Annotated in this window: 14 protein-coding genes; 7 read left to right on the forward strand and 7 right to left on the reverse strand. The window is 70.5% G+C overall.

Annotated features, from left to right (window positions below):
* Positions 1-11: 11 nt before the first annotated feature.
* Positions 12-2192, reverse strand: a complete 2181-nt coding sequence (locus Pmi06nite_RS12105) for an alpha-ketoacid dehydrogenase subunit alpha/beta (RefSeq protein WP_203953014.1) — start codon at positions 2190-2192, stop codon at positions 12-14.
* Between the two features lie 143 nt (positions 2193-2335).
* On the opposite strand from Pmi06nite_RS12105, the gene Pmi06nite_RS12110 reads away from it, so the two are divergent.
* Genes Pmi06nite_RS12110 through Pmi06nite_RS12125 form a run of 4 tightly spaced genes read left to right on the forward strand, consistent with a single transcriptional unit; the run spans position 2336 to position 6210 of the window.
* The gene (locus tag Pmi06nite_RS12110; RefSeq protein WP_203953015.1) at positions 2336-2866 is read left to right on the forward strand and encodes a VOC family protein; all 531 of its coding nucleotides are present in this window, start codon (positions 2336-2338) and stop codon (positions 2864-2866) included.
* Positions 2867-2900: 34 nt separating this feature from the next.
* Complete coding sequence (locus Pmi06nite_RS12115; RefSeq protein WP_203953016.1) at positions 2901-3590, forward strand: GntR family transcriptional regulator; 690 nt, start codon at positions 2901-2903, stop codon at positions 3588-3590.
* Complete coding sequence (locus Pmi06nite_RS12120; protein WP_203953017.1) at positions 3587-4081, forward strand: (2Fe-2S)-binding protein; 495 nt, start codon at positions 3587-3589, stop codon at positions 4079-4081. Before Pmi06nite_RS12115 ends, Pmi06nite_RS12120 begins: the two co-directional genes overlap by 4 nt.
* Positions 4078-6210 carry a xanthine dehydrogenase family protein molybdopterin-binding subunit gene (locus tag Pmi06nite_RS12125; protein WP_203953018.1) on the forward strand — a complete coding sequence of 711 codons (2133 nt, stop codon included), beginning with the start codon at positions 4078-4080 and terminating at the stop codon, positions 6208-6210. Before Pmi06nite_RS12120 ends, Pmi06nite_RS12125 begins: the two co-directional genes overlap by 4 nt.
* On the opposite strand, the gene Pmi06nite_RS12130 is transcribed toward Pmi06nite_RS12125, so the two are convergent.
* Positions 6207-7178, reverse strand: coding sequence for a LysR family transcriptional regulator (locus tag Pmi06nite_RS12130; protein ID WP_203953019.1), 972 nt, complete (start codon positions 7176-7178; stop codon positions 6207-6209). The two genes, Pmi06nite_RS12125 and Pmi06nite_RS12130, sit on opposite strands and share 4 nt — an antisense overlap.
* Before the next feature lie 122 nt (positions 7179-7300).
* On the opposite strand from Pmi06nite_RS12130, the gene Pmi06nite_RS12135 reads away from it, so the two are divergent.
* Complete coding sequence (locus Pmi06nite_RS12135; protein WP_239113847.1) at positions 7301-8548, forward strand: MFS transporter; 1248 nt, start codon at positions 7301-7303, stop codon at positions 8546-8548.
* A 15-nt stretch (positions 8549-8563) separates the two neighbouring features.
* Here Pmi06nite_RS12135 and Pmi06nite_RS12140 read toward each other — a convergent pair whose 3' ends face one another.
* Positions 8564-9838, reverse strand: a complete 1275-nt coding sequence (locus tag Pmi06nite_RS12140; RefSeq protein ID WP_203953020.1) for an MFS transporter — start codon at positions 9836-9838, stop codon at positions 8564-8566.
* Positions 9835-10398, reverse strand: coding sequence for a winged helix-turn-helix domain-containing protein (locus tag Pmi06nite_RS12145; RefSeq protein ID WP_203953021.1), 564 nt, complete (start codon positions 10396-10398; stop codon positions 9835-9837). The genes Pmi06nite_RS12140 and Pmi06nite_RS12145 overlap by 4 nt, the downstream gene beginning before the upstream one ends.
* Positions 10399-10499: 101 nt before the next feature.
* Here Pmi06nite_RS12145 and Pmi06nite_RS12150 point away from each other — a divergent pair, with 101 nt between their 5' ends.
* Both Pmi06nite_RS12150 and Pmi06nite_RS12155 read left to right on the forward strand, forming a co-directional pair.
* A complete protein-coding gene (locus tag Pmi06nite_RS12150; protein ID WP_203953022.1) occupies positions 10500-13574 on the forward strand; it encodes an AfsR/SARP family transcriptional regulator in 3075 nt (1024 codons plus the stop codon).
* 52 nt (positions 13575-13626) lie between these two features.
* Positions 13627-14790 carry an FAD-dependent monooxygenase gene (locus Pmi06nite_RS12155; RefSeq protein ID WP_203953023.1) on the forward strand — a complete coding sequence of 388 codons (1164 nt, stop codon included), beginning with the start codon at positions 13627-13629 and terminating at the stop codon, positions 14788-14790.
* A 162-nt stretch (positions 14791-14952) separates the two neighbouring features.
* Here the strand turns inward: Pmi06nite_RS12155 and Pmi06nite_RS12160 are convergent, their stop codons facing one another.
* The 3 genes from Pmi06nite_RS12160 to Pmi06nite_RS12170 are packed head-to-tail and all read right to left on the reverse strand — an operon-like array spanning position 14953 to position 16801.
* A complete protein-coding gene (locus Pmi06nite_RS12160) occupies positions 14953-15699 on the reverse strand; it encodes a DUF2812 domain-containing protein (RefSeq protein WP_203953024.1) in 747 nt (248 codons plus the stop codon).
* On the reverse strand, positions 15696-16064 hold the full coding sequence (locus Pmi06nite_RS12165) for a PadR family transcriptional regulator (RefSeq protein ID WP_203953025.1): 369 nt from the start codon (positions 16062-16064) through the stop codon (positions 15696-15698). Before Pmi06nite_RS12165 ends, Pmi06nite_RS12160 begins: the two co-directional genes overlap by 4 nt.
* Positions 16065-16078: 14 nt before the next feature.
* Positions 16079-16801 carry a CPBP family intramembrane glutamic endopeptidase gene (locus tag Pmi06nite_RS12170; RefSeq protein WP_203953026.1) on the reverse strand — a complete coding sequence of 241 codons (723 nt, stop codon included), beginning with the start codon at positions 16799-16801 and terminating at the stop codon, positions 16079-16081.
* Between the last annotated feature and the right edge of the window lie 30 nt (positions 16802-16831).

The following is a 16831-nucleotide window of genomic DNA, read 5'->3' on the forward strand; positions in this document are numbered from 1 at the left end:
GTCGGGACCCCTCAGTACCGCGTGATCTCGGTGAGCTTGGCGGCCACTTCTTCGGTCCTCGCGATGGCCGCACGCTCGAGGACCTTGCTGATGCTGGGTGACGCCTCGCTGCCGGTCACCCGCTCGACCGGCTGGTCGAGCCAGTCGAAGAAGCGGCGCTGTATCTCGTCGGCGAGCCAGCCGCCGTACGACGTGCCGACCGCTCCCTGCTCCGCGATGAGCACGCGGTTGGTCTTCCGGATGCTCTCGCCGATGGTGTCCCAGTCGATGCTCGCGCGGTCGAGCCAGCGCAGGTCGATCACCTCGGCGTCGACGTCGCCGAGGGACTCGACGGCCTCCAGGACGTAGTTGGTCATCGCGAGGTAGGAGATGACGGTGAGCTGCGATCCGGACCGGCGGACCGCGGCCTTGCCGACGGGGATGCAGTAGTCGAGGTCGTCGACCGGGCCGTCGCCCGACGACGCGTAGAGGTCGACGTGCTCCAGGACGACCACGGGATCCTTGCACCGCAGCGCGCTGTTCATCAGGCCCACGTAGTCGAAGGGGGTCGAGGGGGCGACGATGCGCCAGCCCGCCGCGGTCGCGAAGATCCCGGCGGGGTCCATCGAGTGTTGCGAGCCATAGCCGGTGCCCATCGCGACCTTGCTGCGGAGCACGAAGGGGACCTCGCCGTCGCCCCCGAACATGTGCCTGGCCTTGCCGATCTGGTTGAAGAGCTGGTCGGCGGCGACCCACATGAAGTCCGCGTACATGAACTCGACCACGGGCTTGTAACGACCGTCGAGCGCGACCCCGCCGCCGAGGCCGGCGAAGGCGTTCTCGCTGATCGGAGTGCCGAGGACCCGGTCGGGATAGGCCTGCTTGAGCCCGCGGGTGGCGCCGTTGGTGCCGCCGCCCAGCCGGTGCACGTCCTCGCCCATGACGACGACGGTCTCGTCGGTCTCCATCCGGCGCCCCATCACCCGTGCGACGGCGTCGATGAACTTCTGATCGGCGACCTCGCCCGTGAACGACTCGCGGTCGGCCATCCTGGCTCCGGCGAACTCGCCGAGGTCACCGCGGATCCCCACGTCCGCGAAGGCCGGGTCGGGCCACTCGTCCGGCTTGATCCGCCGCTGGCCGTCCTTCCCGCCGGGAAGGGGTTCCAGGAGCACGTCGCCGAGGTCGGCCATCAGCGCCTTGGCCCGTTCGGTGACGGCGTCGATCTCGGCGTCGCCGAGGATGCCGCGCCGTACCAGGTGGCCGGAGAGCTGCCTGATCGGATCCCGGTCGCGCCAGGCCTTCTCCTCTTCCTTGGTCCGGTAGCCGAACGCGCTGCCGGGGAAGGGGCCGTTCTGGTGGAAGTAGCGGTAGACGTCGGCCTCGATCACCGTCGGGCCCCTGCCGTCCCGCATGTGGGCGAGCGCCTCCCGCATGGCGAGGTGGACCGCGAGTGGATCCATTCCGTCGACCTTCCAGCTGGGGATCCCGAAGCCGGGCCCGCGTGCCGACAGCCGGGGCTCACCGGTGGCCTCCTCGACGTTGGTCGAGACGGCGTAGCGGTTGTTCTCGATGAAGAAGCACAGAGGCAGGTGCCACGCCGAGGCCAGGTTGAGCGTCTCGAGCGTGGAGCCGATGTTGGCGGCGCCGTCGCCGAAGTAGGTCACCGCCACCGCGTCGGTACCCGCCTGCCGGTGCGCCCAGGCGGATCCGGCCGCGAGCGGGACGCCGCCGCCGACGATGGCGTTCGTGCCGATGGCGCCGGCCTCCTTCCACTGCAGGTGCATGGAGCCGCCGCGGCCGTGACTGAAGCCGCGGTCGAGGCCGCAGATCTCGGCGAGGCTCTTGAGCAGCACCGCGCGCACGTCGGCGGAGAACTCCTTGGTGGGGTCGATCCCCTTCGGCTCGACGTGGGCGAGCACCTTGGCGAGGAACTGGTGGTGACCCCGATGGGAGCCGTTGACGGTGTCGGCGCTGGTGAGGGGGAGGATCGAGCCGACGGCGCCGCCCTCCTGGCCGATGCTCGAGTGCGCGGGACCGTGGACCAGGCCCTCCCGGGCGAGGTCGAGGACGTACTCCTCGAAGGTCCTGATCAGCACGAGTTGGCTGAGCATCGACGTGAGCAGAGCCGGTTCGGCCGCGTCCCAGTCGGCTTCTGTGGCGACGATCTCGACCCACGGCGCGGCGGGTTCGAGCCGGTTGTGCTCGGTCATGACTCTCCCATGCAATCGTTCGCAGGGCGTCAAGCGTGACACAAAGTGGATCCAATATCTAGCCACATGATGGTTGTGGACGCCGGTTTACCGGGCGGTCTATGCTAATTTGGATCCAATGTTCCCTCGTGGAGAGTTTCAGGATGAACGTGGGACTTCCGGGGCTGAGCGGCGTGGACCACATCGGTTTCACGGTGCCGGACCTCGAAGAGGCGAGCAGGTTCCTCGTCGATGTGCTCGGGTGCGAGTACATGTACACGCTGGGCCCTTACCGCCATGACGACAGCGACTGGATGTCCGAGCACCTCAACGTCCACCCGCGAGCGGTGATGCGGCAGTTGCACTTCTTCCGGTGCGGCGGGCAGGCGATCTTCGAGGTGTTCGAGTACTCCGCGCCGGAGCAGAACGCGACGATGCCGAGGAACAGCGACATCGGCGGCCACCACGTGGCGCTCTACGTCGACGACCTGGATGTCGCGGTCACCTACCTCAAGGACAAGGGGGTCACGATGCTCGGCGACCCTACGGCCAGCAAGGGGCCGAGCGAGGGCCAGCGCTGGGTGTACTTCCTCAGTCCCTGGGGGATGCAGTTCGAGCTCGTCTCCTATCCCGGGGGCAAGGCCTTCGACCACCGGGCGCAGGACACCGCGACCCGGAGTCACGCGGCCCCATAGGCGTACCGACCGGACGGAACCAAGAGGACGACCCGTGACGACAGAGGCCGAGCAGACGGCGAACGGCAGCCGGAACCACGCGGCGAGTCACCGCGTGGCCGACTACCTGCGCGCCGCGATCCTCAGCGGGGAGATCGGGCCCGGTGAGCGCATCCGCCAGGAGGACGTCGCCGAGCGGTTCGGCGCCAGCAGACTGCCGGTGCGGGAGGCGCTGCGGATCCTCGAGGCGGAAGGGCTCACGGAGCACGAGCCGCACAAGGGCGCCAGGGTGCCGTCGCTCTCGATGCGCGACCTGAGCGTCATCTACCAGATCCGCGAGCGGCTCGAACCTCTCGCGCTCACGGAGAGCATCCCGAACCTCTCAGAGAACGACCTCCGTGAGCTCGATCGGCTGCAGCAGAGGATCGAGGCCGACACCGGCATCGACGAGTTCCTCGCGCTCGACCGCGAGTTCCATCTGATGACCTACACCGGCTGCCGGGTCGACCAGCTCTCGATGATGGTCGTCCGGCTCTGGAACTCCACCCAGCACTACCGCCGGGCGTTCATGAAGGTGAGCGGATCGGGACGGCGATGGGTGATCAACGCCGAACACCGGCTGCTGCTCGACGCCATGGAGCGGCGAGACTCCGTCGACGCCGAACGGCATCTCGCCGGCCACATCCGCCGCACGCGCACCGAACTCTCCCGGCACCCCGAGGTTTTCGGAGGACCGACGCCATGACGCAGGCATTCGAGCTCACCGTCAACGGCAGGCAGGTCCGGATCGAGACGCATCCGGACACGTCGCTGCTCCACGCCCTGCGCAACGAACTGGGGCTCAAGGGCCCCCGCTTCGGCTGCGGGCTCGGCCTGTGCGGCGCGTGCTTCGTGCGGATGGACGGCCAGGTCGTGGCATCCTGCGACACCCCCATGTGGTCGGCGGAGGGCCGGACCGTGGTGACGGTCGAGGGGCTTGAGCCCGGAGAGGGCCTCCACCGTGTGCAGCAGGCGCTGCTCGACGAGCAGGCGGCCCAGTGCGGCTTCTGCATCACCGGGATCGCCGTGAACGCGGCGACCCTCCTCGAGACGAACCCCGACGCCGACGAGGAAGCCATCGTGGAGGCGCTCGACCGGAACCTGTGCCGCTGCGGCGTCCAGCGCCGTGTGGTGCGGGCCGTGCTGAAGGCGCGTTCCGAGAGCGCCTGCCACGTGACACCGGAGGACGCCGTATGACCGTCGAGCGCGAGATCGTCAGGACGCCCATCCTCCCGCAGGATCTGGCGGCCAACCCCGTCCTGTCGCGCTGGGTGACGGTACACCCCGGCGGGACGATCGACGTGCGCGTCGGGAAGGTCGAGCTCGGCCAGGGCATCCTCACCGCGCTCGCGCAGATCGCCGCCGAAGAGCTGGGTGTGGACCTGGAGCAGGTCCGGATGCAGCCGGCGAACACCGCCCGCGGCCCCAACGAGGGTGGGACCTCCGGGAGCATGTCGATCATCCACTCCGGGTCGGCCGTACGGGCCGCCTGCGCCCAGGTACGGGCGAAGTTCGCGGCCGAGGCGGCTCTGCGCTGGGGCGTCGGCCCCGACCGGGTGACCGTGCGGCAGGGCGTGATCCGGTGTGACGAGCGCACCACGTCGTACGGCGAACTGGCCGGCGTGGTCGACCTCGATGTGCCCGCCGACCCCTGCGGGCCGCTCGGCGGCGGCGACCGCCCGGCGCTCGTCGGCAAGAGCGCCGCCCGGCTGGACCTGCCCGACAAGATCGCCGGGCGTCCCCGCTACATCCACGACCTCGACCTGCCGGGCCAGCTGTCCGGGCGGGTTCTGCGGCCGCCGTCGCCGGGGGCGACGCTGCTGCACGTCGACGAGGGCCGGCTGGCGGATCTGGACGTCCAGCTCGTCAGGGACGGCTCGTTCGTCGGAGTCGTGGGAGCGGACGAGGCCGAGGTGATGCGTGCCGTGAAGGTCCTCCGGGACGCCACGACCTGGGAGGAGTCCGATTCGCTCCCCGATGAGGACGACCTGTCCACGTTCCTGCGGTCCGGGCCGCACGAGACCATAGAGGTGCTGATCCCCGAGGGCCCGCCCCCGGGAGGACACACGATTCAGGCGACGTACAGCAGGCCGTTCCTCGCCCACGGGTCGATGGCGCCGAGCTGCGGAATCGCCCGGTGGAACGACGACGGGACCCTGTCCGTCTGGAGCCACAGCCAGGGCATCCATGGTCTCGGCGCCGCGATCGCGCGGGCGCTGGACATCGACGTGGAGCGGATCGAGGTCGAGCACGCGGAGAACGCCGGCTGCTACGGCCACAACGGCGCCGACGACGCGGCCTTCGACGCCGTGCTGCTGGCCCGCGACGTGCCCGGGCGGCCGGTGCAGGTGCTGTGGAGCAGGCAGGACGAGCTCGCGTGGTCGCCGTTGGCGTCCGCCATGTCGGCCGATGTCCGGGCGGTCGTCGACGACTCGGGGTCGGTCCTGTCCTGGCGGTACGACGTCTGGAGCCAGGGGCACACCAGCAGGCCCGGCTATCTCGGCGTGCCGGGTCTGCTCGCGGGCGCCTACCTCGAACGGCCGTTGCGCTATCCCGCGCCGGCCGACCCTCCGGCGGCCAGCGGCGCGGGCACGGTGCGCAACGGCGTGCCGATCTACGACTTCCCTGACCGGGGCGTCACCGGTCACCGGCTGCTCGAGACGCCCATCCGCACGTCGGCGATGCGCGCCCTCGGCGCGTACATGAACGTGTTCGCGATCGAGTCGTTCATGGACGAGCTCGCCCTGTCCGCCGGGGCCGACCCGCTGGAGTACCGGCTCAGGCACCTCGGCGACGCCCGTGGCCGGACCGTCCTCGAAACCGCCGCGCGGGCGGCCGGCTGGGGGACGCCGGTCGAGGAGGGCGTCGGGCTCGGCATCGGCTTCGCCCGCTACAAGGACAAGGGCGCCTACTGCGCGGTGGTCGCGGAGGTGGAGGCCGAGAGCGACATCCGGCTTCGGCGGCTGACCATCGCCGTCGACGTCGGCATGGTCGTCAATCCGGACGGCGTGCGCAACCAGATCGAAGGCGGAGCCACCCAGGCGGCCAGTTGGACGCTGAAGGAGCGTGTGCGCTTCGACCGGCGCCGGATCACCAGCGACGACTGGGAGAGTTACCCGATCCTCCGGTTCAGCGAGGCGCCGGAGGTCTCCGTGGAGATCGTGGAGGCGCCGGGCGTCCCGTCGGTGGGGGCCGGTGAGGCTGCCCAGGGGCCGACCGCGGCGGCCATCGCGAACGCGGTCGCCGCGGCCGTCGGCGTGCGCGTCCGCGACCTCCCGCTCACGACCGACGCGGTCGTCGCCGCCATCGAGGCCTCCGGCGACTAGGTGTCGCCTGCCGCGACGTCGTCGACGGTGGGAACTCGTGGAGTCGCCGCCCAGGATGGGAGCCATGTCGTCTCGGGGAGGGGGGCCAGGCTTCCGAAGTGGTTGATGATCGCCCGTAGTCCTGGGTGCGGATTCGTTCTGGGCAGGATGAGCGAGATCGGATAGGCGATCGTCGGGTTCACGATCGGGATGCGGCGTATGTCGTAGCTCGTCGGCCAGACGTACCGGTCGCGCGCGCCGACGAGTGTGGCCACGTCTGCGGAGTCCGCGAGGGTGTCGAGGAGCACCTCGTTGCCGAAGTTCGGGCCGGCGGCGTCGACGCGGAGATCGAATTCGGTGGTGAGCTGGTCGTAGAACTCGGCCCATTCGCTTCGCGGCGCGATGCCCGGCACCCAGATCCGGTGCCGGCGCAGTTGGGCCGGCGTCAGTGCCCGTGCGGAGGCGAGTGGATGGCGGGGGCCGACGAGGAGTTCCAGCGGAGAGTCGAACGCGCGGATCATCTGCAGGTCGCGCGGCAGCGCGGCGGGGTCGGTGATCGTGCGGAACGTGGCGTCGACGTCGCCTGCCTGGACGGCTGCGACCGCCGCGCGCGGGTCGTTGACCCTGAGGGTCACCACGTCGAGCTCGGTCTCGGGATGCGACCGCCAATAGTCGTGCAGGATCACGGCCTGTGCGGATCGGAGGCCGAGGACGTCGATCCGAAGTGCCCGCGAGCCCGGTCTGATCGCGGTGACGGCGCGATCGACACCCACGATGATGTTCCGGGCGTGCGGGAGGAACGCCTGGCCGTCGAGCGTGGGCTCGACCCCTCGGGCGGTGCGGGTGAACAGGCGGACGCCGAGTTCGCGCTCGAGGGCGGCGATCCGCTTGGAGACGGCCTGCTGCGTCACGCCGAGCTCGTCCGCCGCATGTTGCAGCTGTCCGAGCTCGGCGGCGCGGACGAACGATCGCACCGCCTCGGTATCCACTGATCCAGTCTATGGGAGCACAACTGTTGGTTGTGGAGCACGGGCAGCAGGTTGTTTGATCCCGCTCCGGGGCGGCTGGTGTGATTCACCGATCCGAACATCGGTTGTCGCGGAGGAGTCGCATGCGCGTGCGGTTGGGACGCAGTTTCGGTTGGCTGTGGTCGGCCTACGCGGTGAGCACTTACGGCACGTGGATCGCTTTCGGAGCGTTCCCGCTGATCGCGGTGCGCGTGCTGCACTCGTCGGCATTCGCCGTATCGCTCCTGGAGGCCGCCGGCCTGGCCGTCGCGGCGGTCGTCGCGGTCCCGCTCGGTCCGTGGATCGAGCACCGGGCCAAGCGCCCCGTGATGATCGGGATGGACCTGATCCGCTTCCTGGCCATGGCGAGCGTTCCGATGGCGTACCTCCTCGGGCTGCTGTCCTACGGACAACTCCTCGTTGTCGCGGTCATCTCGGGAACCGCGAGCATCGCGTTCACCGCCGCCTCCGGCGCGTACCTGAAGCACCTCGTCCGCGGCGATCATCTCCTTACCGCGAACGGGAGATTCGAGGGCACGACCTGGGTGGCCACCGCGGCAGGACCACCGCTCGGCGGCGCGCTCGTCGGGCTGCTCGGCCCGGTCGTCACCGTTGCGGCGGACGCCCTCAGCTACCTGCTCTCCGCGCTCGGGGTCCTCCAGATCCGCGGAGCCGACGTCGCGGTTTTCCGCGACCCCGCGACCAGGTTGCGCTCCGCCGACTTCCTGGCCGGTTGGCGGTTCATCTTCCACGACCGGGTGATGCGGCGCCTGTTCCTCAACCAAATGACCGTCAACGGCCTGATCATGGCCACCGGCCCGCTCCTGGCCGTCCTCCTTCTCGGCCAGTACCACTTCCCGGCCTGGCAATACGGTCTCGCCTTCGGCATCCCGGCACTCGGAGGCTTCGCCGGCGCCCGCCTGTCGGCGCGCCTCGTCGCCCGCTACGGGCGGCACCGCGTCATGATCGTCACCGGCTGGCTGCGCTCGATCTTCCCGCTCGGCCTCGTCTTCACCCGTCCCGGCGTTCCCGGCCTCCTCACCGTGATCGTCGTGGAGGGCCTGCTGATCGTCTGCATGGGCGTTTTCAACCCCATCAGCGCGACAGAACGCCTGCGACGCGCTCCCGCCGATCACGTCGCCCAAGTCCTCAGCGCATGGAGCATCAGCAGCAAACTCGCCCAGGCCGCTCTCATGGTGATCTGGGGCGTGATCGCGACACTCACCGGCCCGCTTGCCGCGATCACCGTCTCCGGCGTCCTCCTGCTCGGCACACCCCTTCTGCTGCCCAGGCAGGCGCACGTACCCGACCCGGTGGCGGCACCGGCGTCCGAAGGCGTCCGATCCGCATGACCGGATCGACTCGCCCTACGCCGGGACGCCTGACCGGCGCGGGGGCGGGAAGTCGCGGAGGGGACGGATCGGGCCGAACAGCAGAACGGTGACCGAGAGGACCTGCGCGGCCGCCATCAGCCACAGGGTCTCGCGCACACCGATCGTCTCGCCCAGCACGCCGCCGAGCAGCCCGCCGAGGGGGATCGCACCGTAGTTCAGCGCCGAGGTGCTCGCCGTGATCCGCCCGAACAGTTCGGCCGGGCAGTACTGCTGCCGGAAGGTGCCGGTCAGGACGTTCGAGGCGACGAAACCCACGCCGGTGCCGAAGCCCGCGGCGGTGAACAGGGCCAGCCCGGTGGCACCACCGCCGATCGGCCCGAGCAGCGTCATCGGCGCGGCAAACATCTCGCAGAGCAGGAATCCCCGCGCCGTCCCGAATCGGGAGGCGACGCGGCCGGCGAGCGTCGCGCCGAACAGCCCACCCGCCCCGGCCAGCGCCAGCACCATGCCGATCTGCCCCGGCCCGGCGCCGAGATGCCGGGCGAGATACACGACCTGGATCGACTTGAAGCCCATCAGCGCGATGTTCGACATCGCGCTGAACGTGGTGAGGGTGCGCAGGTACGGGTCGTGCACCACGAACCGCAGCCCGTCGCGGATCTCCGCGAGCAGTCGCCGCTCCGCGGTGTCGACCCGCGGCGTCTCCCCGGCTCGCACGGAGCGCAGGCACAGCACGGCGACCCCGAAGCTGACCACGTCCGCCAGTACGCCGCTGACCGCGCCGAACGCCTGCGCGAGCAGCCCGGCGAGCCCGGGACCGGCGATCTGCGCGGCCGATTCGCTGCCCTGGAGCCGGGTGTTGGCTTCCAGCAGGCGCTCGCCCCCGACCAGAATCGGCAGGTACGCCCGGTAGGCGAGGGTGAAGAACACCTTCGCGACCCCGCCTACGGTGGCCGCCACGAGGAGATGGGTCATCGTGAGCACGCCCAGCCAGGCCGCGATCGGCACGCTCGCGAACACCGCCATCGAGACGGTGTTGCACACCTGCATCATCGGCCGTTTCCGCGACCGGTCCACCCAGGCGCCTGCGGGCAACCCGGCCAGCAGCCAGGGAAGCCAGGCGGCCGCGGTGAGCAGGCCGACGGTGAACGTGCTCGCGTGCAGTGTCACCACCGCGACGAGCGGCAACGCCACACTGGCGACCGAACTGCCGAGCATGCTGGTGGTCTCGCCGGCCCACAGCAGCCGGAAGTCCCGCATCCGCAGCAGTTCACCTCGCAGGGCCGGCGCGGGCGGCGCCGCGGTCACGGCCGGCCCGGGACGGCCCGCACGGTCAGGAAGACCGTCTTGCGCTCCTGCCCGTCGTCGGGGATCTCCCGGTCGGCCAGGGAGGCGAGCAGGGTGACGATCCGCTCCTCCAACTCGGCGAGCTCGGCGACCGACAGCCGCGCCCAGTGGTCGGTGCTGAACGCCGCCCGCCGCCACGGTTCGGGGTAGCCGTCGCGGTCGGCGAACCACTGCCGCGCCATGGCGGTCTGCCGGTCCAGGACCAGCGACTCGGCGGCCTCGGCGACGGGATCGTCGGGGAAGTCCGACGGCGACCAGTTGAGACGGCCGGAGACCATGCGCCACCAGCGTTCCCGGCGGTCACGCGCGAGTTCGGGAGCCTCTTCGACGAGTTCGCTCGCCGCGAGGACCTTCAGGTGATGGCTGATGTTCCCGACGGCCTGCCCGGTCTTGTCGGCGAGCACCGACGCCGTCGACGGGCCGTCCACTCGCAGGACGTCGAGCAGCCGCCGCCGCAGTGGATGCGACATCGCGGCGAGGACCTTCGAATCGTGGATTTCCCGCGTCGGGCGCTCAGACATGCGCTCACTCTAATTACACAACACTTCTTGTGCAACAACTCTTGTGCATGTGCGCTCGTCCGATCACCTCAACGCACTGCGCATGGGCCAGAATCGGTCTCGTGCAGTTCGGCATCCTGGGGCCGCTTGAGGTTCGGACGGCCGAAGGGGAATCGATCTCCGTCGGCGGGCCGCGGCCGCGCGCGCTCCTCGCGCTGCTCCTGCTCGACGCCGGTCGGCTCGTCGGCGTGGAGCGACTGGTCGACGGTCAGTACGGCGACGATCCACCGGCCGGGGCGGCCAACGCGATCCAGGCCCACGTGTCGCGGCTCCGCCGCAACCTGCCCGCCGATCTGATCGAGTTCCACGGCGCCGGGTATCGGCTCGCGGTCGACCCCGACGACGTGGACGTTCACCGCTTCGAGCGCCTCGCGCGTGAGGGGCGGAGGCTCCTGGCCGCGGGTCATCACGAGCGCGCCGCGAGATCGCTCAAGGACGCACTCGGGTTGTGGAGAGGCCCCGCGCTGGCGGACGTGGCCGACGCGCCCTTCGCGCCGTCACAGGTGACCCGCCTGGACGAGGTACGGCTGGCGGCGCGGGAAGACCTCATCGAGGCCGAGCTCGCCCTGCCCGAGGGCACGTCGGCGGCCGAGCTGCGGCAACTGGTGGCGGCCCACCCGCTGCGCGAACGGCTGCGTGGCCAGCTCATGCAGGCGCTGCACGCCGCCGGACAGCAGGCCGCCGCGCTGGCCGTGTTCGACGAGGGGAGGCGGCTGCTCGCGGACGAGCTCGGCGCCGATCCCTCACTCGAACTCGCGGCGCTGCACGTGGCGATCCTGCGTGGCGACGAGGCGCGCGAGCGGGCCGCCGGCCCCCGCCTCCCCGCACGGCTCACCAGCTTCGTCGGCCGCGCGACGGAGCTGGATCGGATCGACTCGCTGCGCGACTCGCGATTGGTGACCCTGACAGGGCCCGGCGGCGCAGGTAAGACCAGGCTGGCGGTCGAGGCCGCCCGCCGCCGAAGGCAGGACGTCTGTTTCGTGGACCTGTCCCCGCTCGACGACGGCGGCCAGATTCCGCAGGCCGTACTGGGCGCGCTCGGCCTGCGTGAGATGGGATTGCGGTCACTGGGCCCGGGCCAGAGCGACATCGCGGACCGGATCACCGCCGCCCTGGCGGATCGAGAGCTCCTCCTCGTCCTGGACAACTGCGAACACGTGATCACGTCGGCCGCCGTCCTCGTCCGCCGGTTGCTCGACGCCTGTCCCGGACTGGCCGTCCTGGCGACCAGTCGCGAGCCGCTCGGAATCACCGGTGAGACGCTCGTCCCCCTGTCGCCGCTGGCCGTGCCGCCGCCGGGCACGCCGCTCGGCGAGGCGGTCGAATACCCCGCCGTACGGCTGTTCGCGGATCGGGCCGCCGCCGCACGGCCGGGCTTCGCGATGCGGCCCGAAGTCGTCGAGATCTGCGCGACGCTGGAGGGATCGCCGCTGGCCATCGAGCTGGCAGCAGCGAGAGTGCGGTCGTTCACCGTGGAGGAGATCGTCTCCCGCCTGAAGGAGCACGGCAGGTTCGCGCTGTTGTCGCGCGGCGACCGCACCGCTGCGGCGCGCCACCAGACCCTGTACGCGGTGGTCGAGTGGAGTTGGAGCCTGCTCAGCCCGGAAGAGCAGATGATGGCCAGGCGCTTCTCGGTCTTCTCCGGTGGCGCGTCGATCGAGGCGGTCGAACAGATCTGCGGACCCGCCGACGTGCTGGCCGACCTGGTGGACAAGTCCCTCATCGAGGCGGGCGACGGACGCTACCGGATGTTCGACACGATCCGCCTGTTCTGCGCCGAACGCCTGTCGGAGACGGGGGAGGAGGAGCGGCTGCGCGACGCGCACGCCGCCTGCTTCCTCGACCTGGCGCGACGCGCAGACCCGTGGTTACGGCGGGCCGAGCAGCTCGACTGGCTGGCCCGGCTCTCCGCGGATCACAGCAACCTCGAGGCCGCGTTGCGCCATGCCGTACAGGCGGATCCGGAGACGGCCCTGCGGCTGGTCGCCGCCCTGTCGTCGTACTGGTGGCTGAGTGGACGGCGTGGCCAGGCGGCCTCGTCGGCGATCGGCCTGCTCGGGCGTCTCGGCGCCGACGCACCCGAACCGCCCGCGGGGCTGGAGGAGGAGTACGTCCTGTGTGTGCTGCAGGCCGTACCGGATGCCCTCCCCGCGCAGTGGGCGCGGGCCGAGCAGATCATGCGATCGCTGGACCGGGAGCTGCGGCACCCGTTCGCGGCGGTCATGTGGGGAATGGTCGCGGGGCCGCCGGAGCCCGGCTCGGCCAGGACGCGGCAGTTCGGCTCCGATCCGTGGAGCCGGGCCATGGCGTTGCTGGGGAAGGGCACGGTGAACCTGCTCGACGGCAGGGTGGCCGAGGCCGAGCGGGATCTGGAGGCGACTCTGGAGAGCTTCGGTTCCGTGGGCGAGCGCTGGGGGACGGCACAGGGGTTCGAGTGGCTGGGGACGATCTCCAGCTGGCGGGGCGACTGGGCGCGGGCCAGGCGCCTGTGGGGGCAGGCCCTGGACCTGCACGAGCAACTCGGCGCGCTGGACGAGATGGTGGACGTGCTCTGTCACCGGGCGAGCGGGCTGCTGCGCGAAGGCGACTTCGACGCGGCGGACGCCGACCTGCGGCGCGCCGCCGAGTTGGAGCGCAGGACGGGCAGATCGCACCGGCAGGCACTGGTCGCGCTGGGCCGGGGCGACATGGCCCGCCTCCAAGGCGATCACGCCGAAGCGCGCACCTGTTACATGGAGGCTTTGAACGACGCCCGCCCCGGCACCTACGTCGGCGACAGCATCAGGATGTCGGCGCTGTCCGCTCTGGGACGGCTGGCCCAGGCCGAGGGCGACCTCACGGAGGCCAGGCTCCGTCACGGTGAGGTTCGCGCGCTGGCGCACACGATGCCGGCGATGGACCTCGCCGGCGTCGCCGAAGGGCAGGCGGGGCTGGCCCTGCTCGAAGGTCTGGCGGAGCGGGCGGCGTTCCTTCTCGGGGTGGCGGTGGCGCTGCGCGGCATGGCCGTCACCGGTGACCGTGACGTCGCCGGGATCGCCGCGGGCGCCACGGAGGTCATCGGCGCCGAGGCGTTCGCGTCGGCCTTCGCCAGGGGCGCCGCGCTGGACCGGGACGAGGCGCTGACAGCCCTCTCCTGACCGTCAGCCGGTTGTCTCCGGACTGTCAGCGCTCCGCGCGAGGCTCTGGGACATGAAGAACACCAGCATTCTGATCTCAGGCGCCAGCGTCGGCGGCCCCGCACTCGCCTTCTGGCTCGACCGCTACGGCTACAACGTGACCGTCGTCGAGAAGGCCCCCGCCCTGCGTCTCGGGGGCCAGGCCGTCGACTTCAAGGGCGAGGTGCACCTCACGGTGCTGGAACGCATGGGCATCCTGGAGGACGTACGGCGCCTGCAGACCGGTGGGACCGACCAGGAGATCGTCGACGCCGAGGGCCGGACGCTGGCGGTCATGCCCGGCGAGTTCACCGGCGGCGAGCTGGAGATCCCACGCGGCGAGCTGTCCCGGCTGCTGTATGAAAGGACGCTCGCCGCCGGATGCGAGTACGTCTTCGGCGACTCCATCACCTCGCTCACCGAGACCCCGGACGGCGTGCACGTCACGTTCGAGCGCGGCGCTCCGCGCACCTTCGACCTGGTGGTGGGTGCGGACGGCATCCATTCCAACGTCCGCCGTCTGGCCTTCGGCCCGGAAAGCGACTATGTCCGCTTCCTCGGCTACTACTACGCGCTGGCCGACGTCCGGCAGGACTTCGGGAAGGCCGCGATGATGTACAACGAGCCCGGCAGGCTGGTCTCCACCGGGGGGCCCGCGGCCGGCGCCTTCTTCGCCTTCTCCTCGCCGCAGCTGGACTACGACCGTTATGACATCGAGGAGATGAAGCGGATCGTGATCGACGCGTACGCCGGGATGGGCTGGCGGACTCCCGCCATCATCGAGGCGGTGCGCGAAACGGACGACCTCTATCTCGACTCGATCAGCCAGGTCCGGATCGACCGCTACGCCAAGGGCCGCATGGTGCTGCTCGGCGACTCCGCGTACGGCAACACCCTGGGCGGCTTCGGCACCGGGCTGGCCATGGTGGCCGCGTACGTGCTGGCCGGCGAGCTCGCCGCGGCCGACGGGGATCACCGGGTCGCCTTCCGGCGTTACGAGGAGGAGTTCCGCGACTATGCCAAGATCGCCAAGAACGGCAACGCGGGCGGCTTCCTCGCTCCGAGGACGCGCGGCCGGATCCGGATGCGCAACTGGATCTTCAAGGCCGGCTTCCTGTTCAAGCTCATGATGAAGATGACCGACAAGTTCGCCACGGACATCACGCTCAAGGACTATTCGTCCCTGGTCCGCCGCTGACCGTCGGGCTCATTCCTGAATCAGGTCGCCCAGTGCGGCGCGCATGGTCGGATATCTGTCCTCGACTTCGGGTCCCGTCCCGGGCTGAGGTTCGGTCTCGTCCGATCCGTCCTGGACGTGCCGGCCTGACGCCGTTCGGCGCCGCTTTGAGGTGCGCCGAGATCAGCGGTCTTTGTCGCGCCGCCGGGCGGCCAGCCACAACACGATCATCGAGACCAGTGCGCCCGCTGCGACCCCGCAGATCAGTCCCACGACGGTGTCCAAGCCGCCGTCCAGCTCGTCGGCCCCCAGCACCAAGGTCGTCGCCGCCAGTGCGAGGACGACGGCGACCAGAGCGTAGAACGTGGGACTGAGGAAGAGGCTGCGCCGGGGAGCCTGCGGAGGGGCGGTCAGCTCCGCGGCGGGACCCAGACTGGCGGCTCTGGGCCGTTTGAAGTATTCGAAGCGCACCCATGTGCCGCAGGGTTCCCAGCCGTCGGGGGCGAGCCGGTCGACAACGCTCCCGCGACGGGCGGGTGGGATCAGCTCTCTTCGGTACTCCCACTGCTGCGGGTGCTCGGGGTCGCGCGTGCAGACGAACAGGCCCTTCGCGTCGACGGTGTCGACCTCCCAGCCCTGCGCGCCGTGCTCGTTGAGCAGCTTGACGTCGTGGAACAGGTCCGCGGTCCAGCGCCAGCTGTGGGCGTTAGCGCCGGGCTCGGCGGGCGGTGCCGAGGTGGCGGTCAACTCCTCGGCCAGCTCGGCCGCCTGACCGAACTCCTCCTCGGGGTCGCCGCCGCTTTCGGCGAGGTAGGCGGCGAGCTCGTCCAGGGTCGCGCCGACCCGGTCGGCCGGCATGCCCGCCTCGGCCAGAAGGCCGGCGAGTTCGCCGAAGTAGGCGCCGGCCGCCTGTGTGGAGTAGCCGTTCATCGAAGCTCCCCTTCGCGTGGGGTCGCGGGCTCGACTCCGCCCTTGAGCAGCGCGGCGCGCACCGACTCGCCGAAGCTCAGCCAGAGCCCGCCCTGCTCGGCGAGTGTCTGCCTGCCGCGGTCGGTGAGCTGGTAGTAGCGCCGGCCGGGTCCGCGCTCGGTCACCCGGAACTCCGCGGCGACCAGTCCCGCCTCCTCCAGACGGTTGAGCACCGGGTAGAGGGTGCCGCCCTTGATCTGGCCGAGGCCCGACTCGGCGAGGTCTTTGACGATCTCGTAGCCGTAGTTCTCGCCGGCCGTCAGGCTGGCGAGCACCATCAGGTCGAGCACGCCTTTCAGCCAGCTCGCGCGTCGGTCGCTCGTCATGGTAGCGATCCTATCTAGCCTGCCTGCCCGACTAGCTCACGCCGAGGTCGCGGGGAGAGCAGCAGGCCGCGGAGGTCGATCAGGGCGTGGAGCAGGATCGGCAGGAGCAGGCTGCCCGTCCTCAGATAGAGCATGGTCAAGCCGAAGCCGATCAGGGTGACCATGAGCATGCCGCGCCACCCCTGATAGAGGTGGCCCGCGACGAACACCACCAGGGCGGCCGAGGCGGCCGTCTCCCGGCTCAGGCCGAGAGCGCCCGTGCCGACCGCGATGAGCAGTCCCCGGTAGACGATCTCCTCGGTGATGCCGGCGGTCACCGACAGGCCCGCCGCATACCAGCGCTCGACCGCGGTGCGCGGCAACAGGTGTGCGAAGGCCTGCTGGCCGGGGATGGGCTTGCCCTTGGCCGCCAGTCGCCAGAAGACGAACATGCCGACCGCGGAGGCGCTCAGGAAGCCGACGACCGTTCCGAGGGTGTCACTCGGCGGCTCCTTGATCACCAGGCCGATGTCCGCGGCGTCGAGACTCGGCTCCACCGCGACGATGAGAAGCGCCACGGCGGCCATCGCAAACAACTCGGCGCACCAGAGCGTGTTCATCCGGCGATAGACCAAGGGGTCCTGGTCGCGGGTGCGGGCCAGCCTGTCGTAGGCGCGCTTGCCGAGCAGGGGGCTGGCGACGGCCAGATAGCAGACGAGGACGGCCGACAGGGCGAGCGTCAACGGCGTGAACGACATGGGGGGACTCCTTAGGTGCTGTGCTACCTA

Origin of the sequence: Planotetraspora mira (assembly GCF_016863275.1) — a bacterium.
Classification (GTDB): Bacteria; Actinomycetota; Actinomycetes; order Streptosporangiales; family Streptosporangiaceae; genus Planotetraspora; species Planotetraspora mira.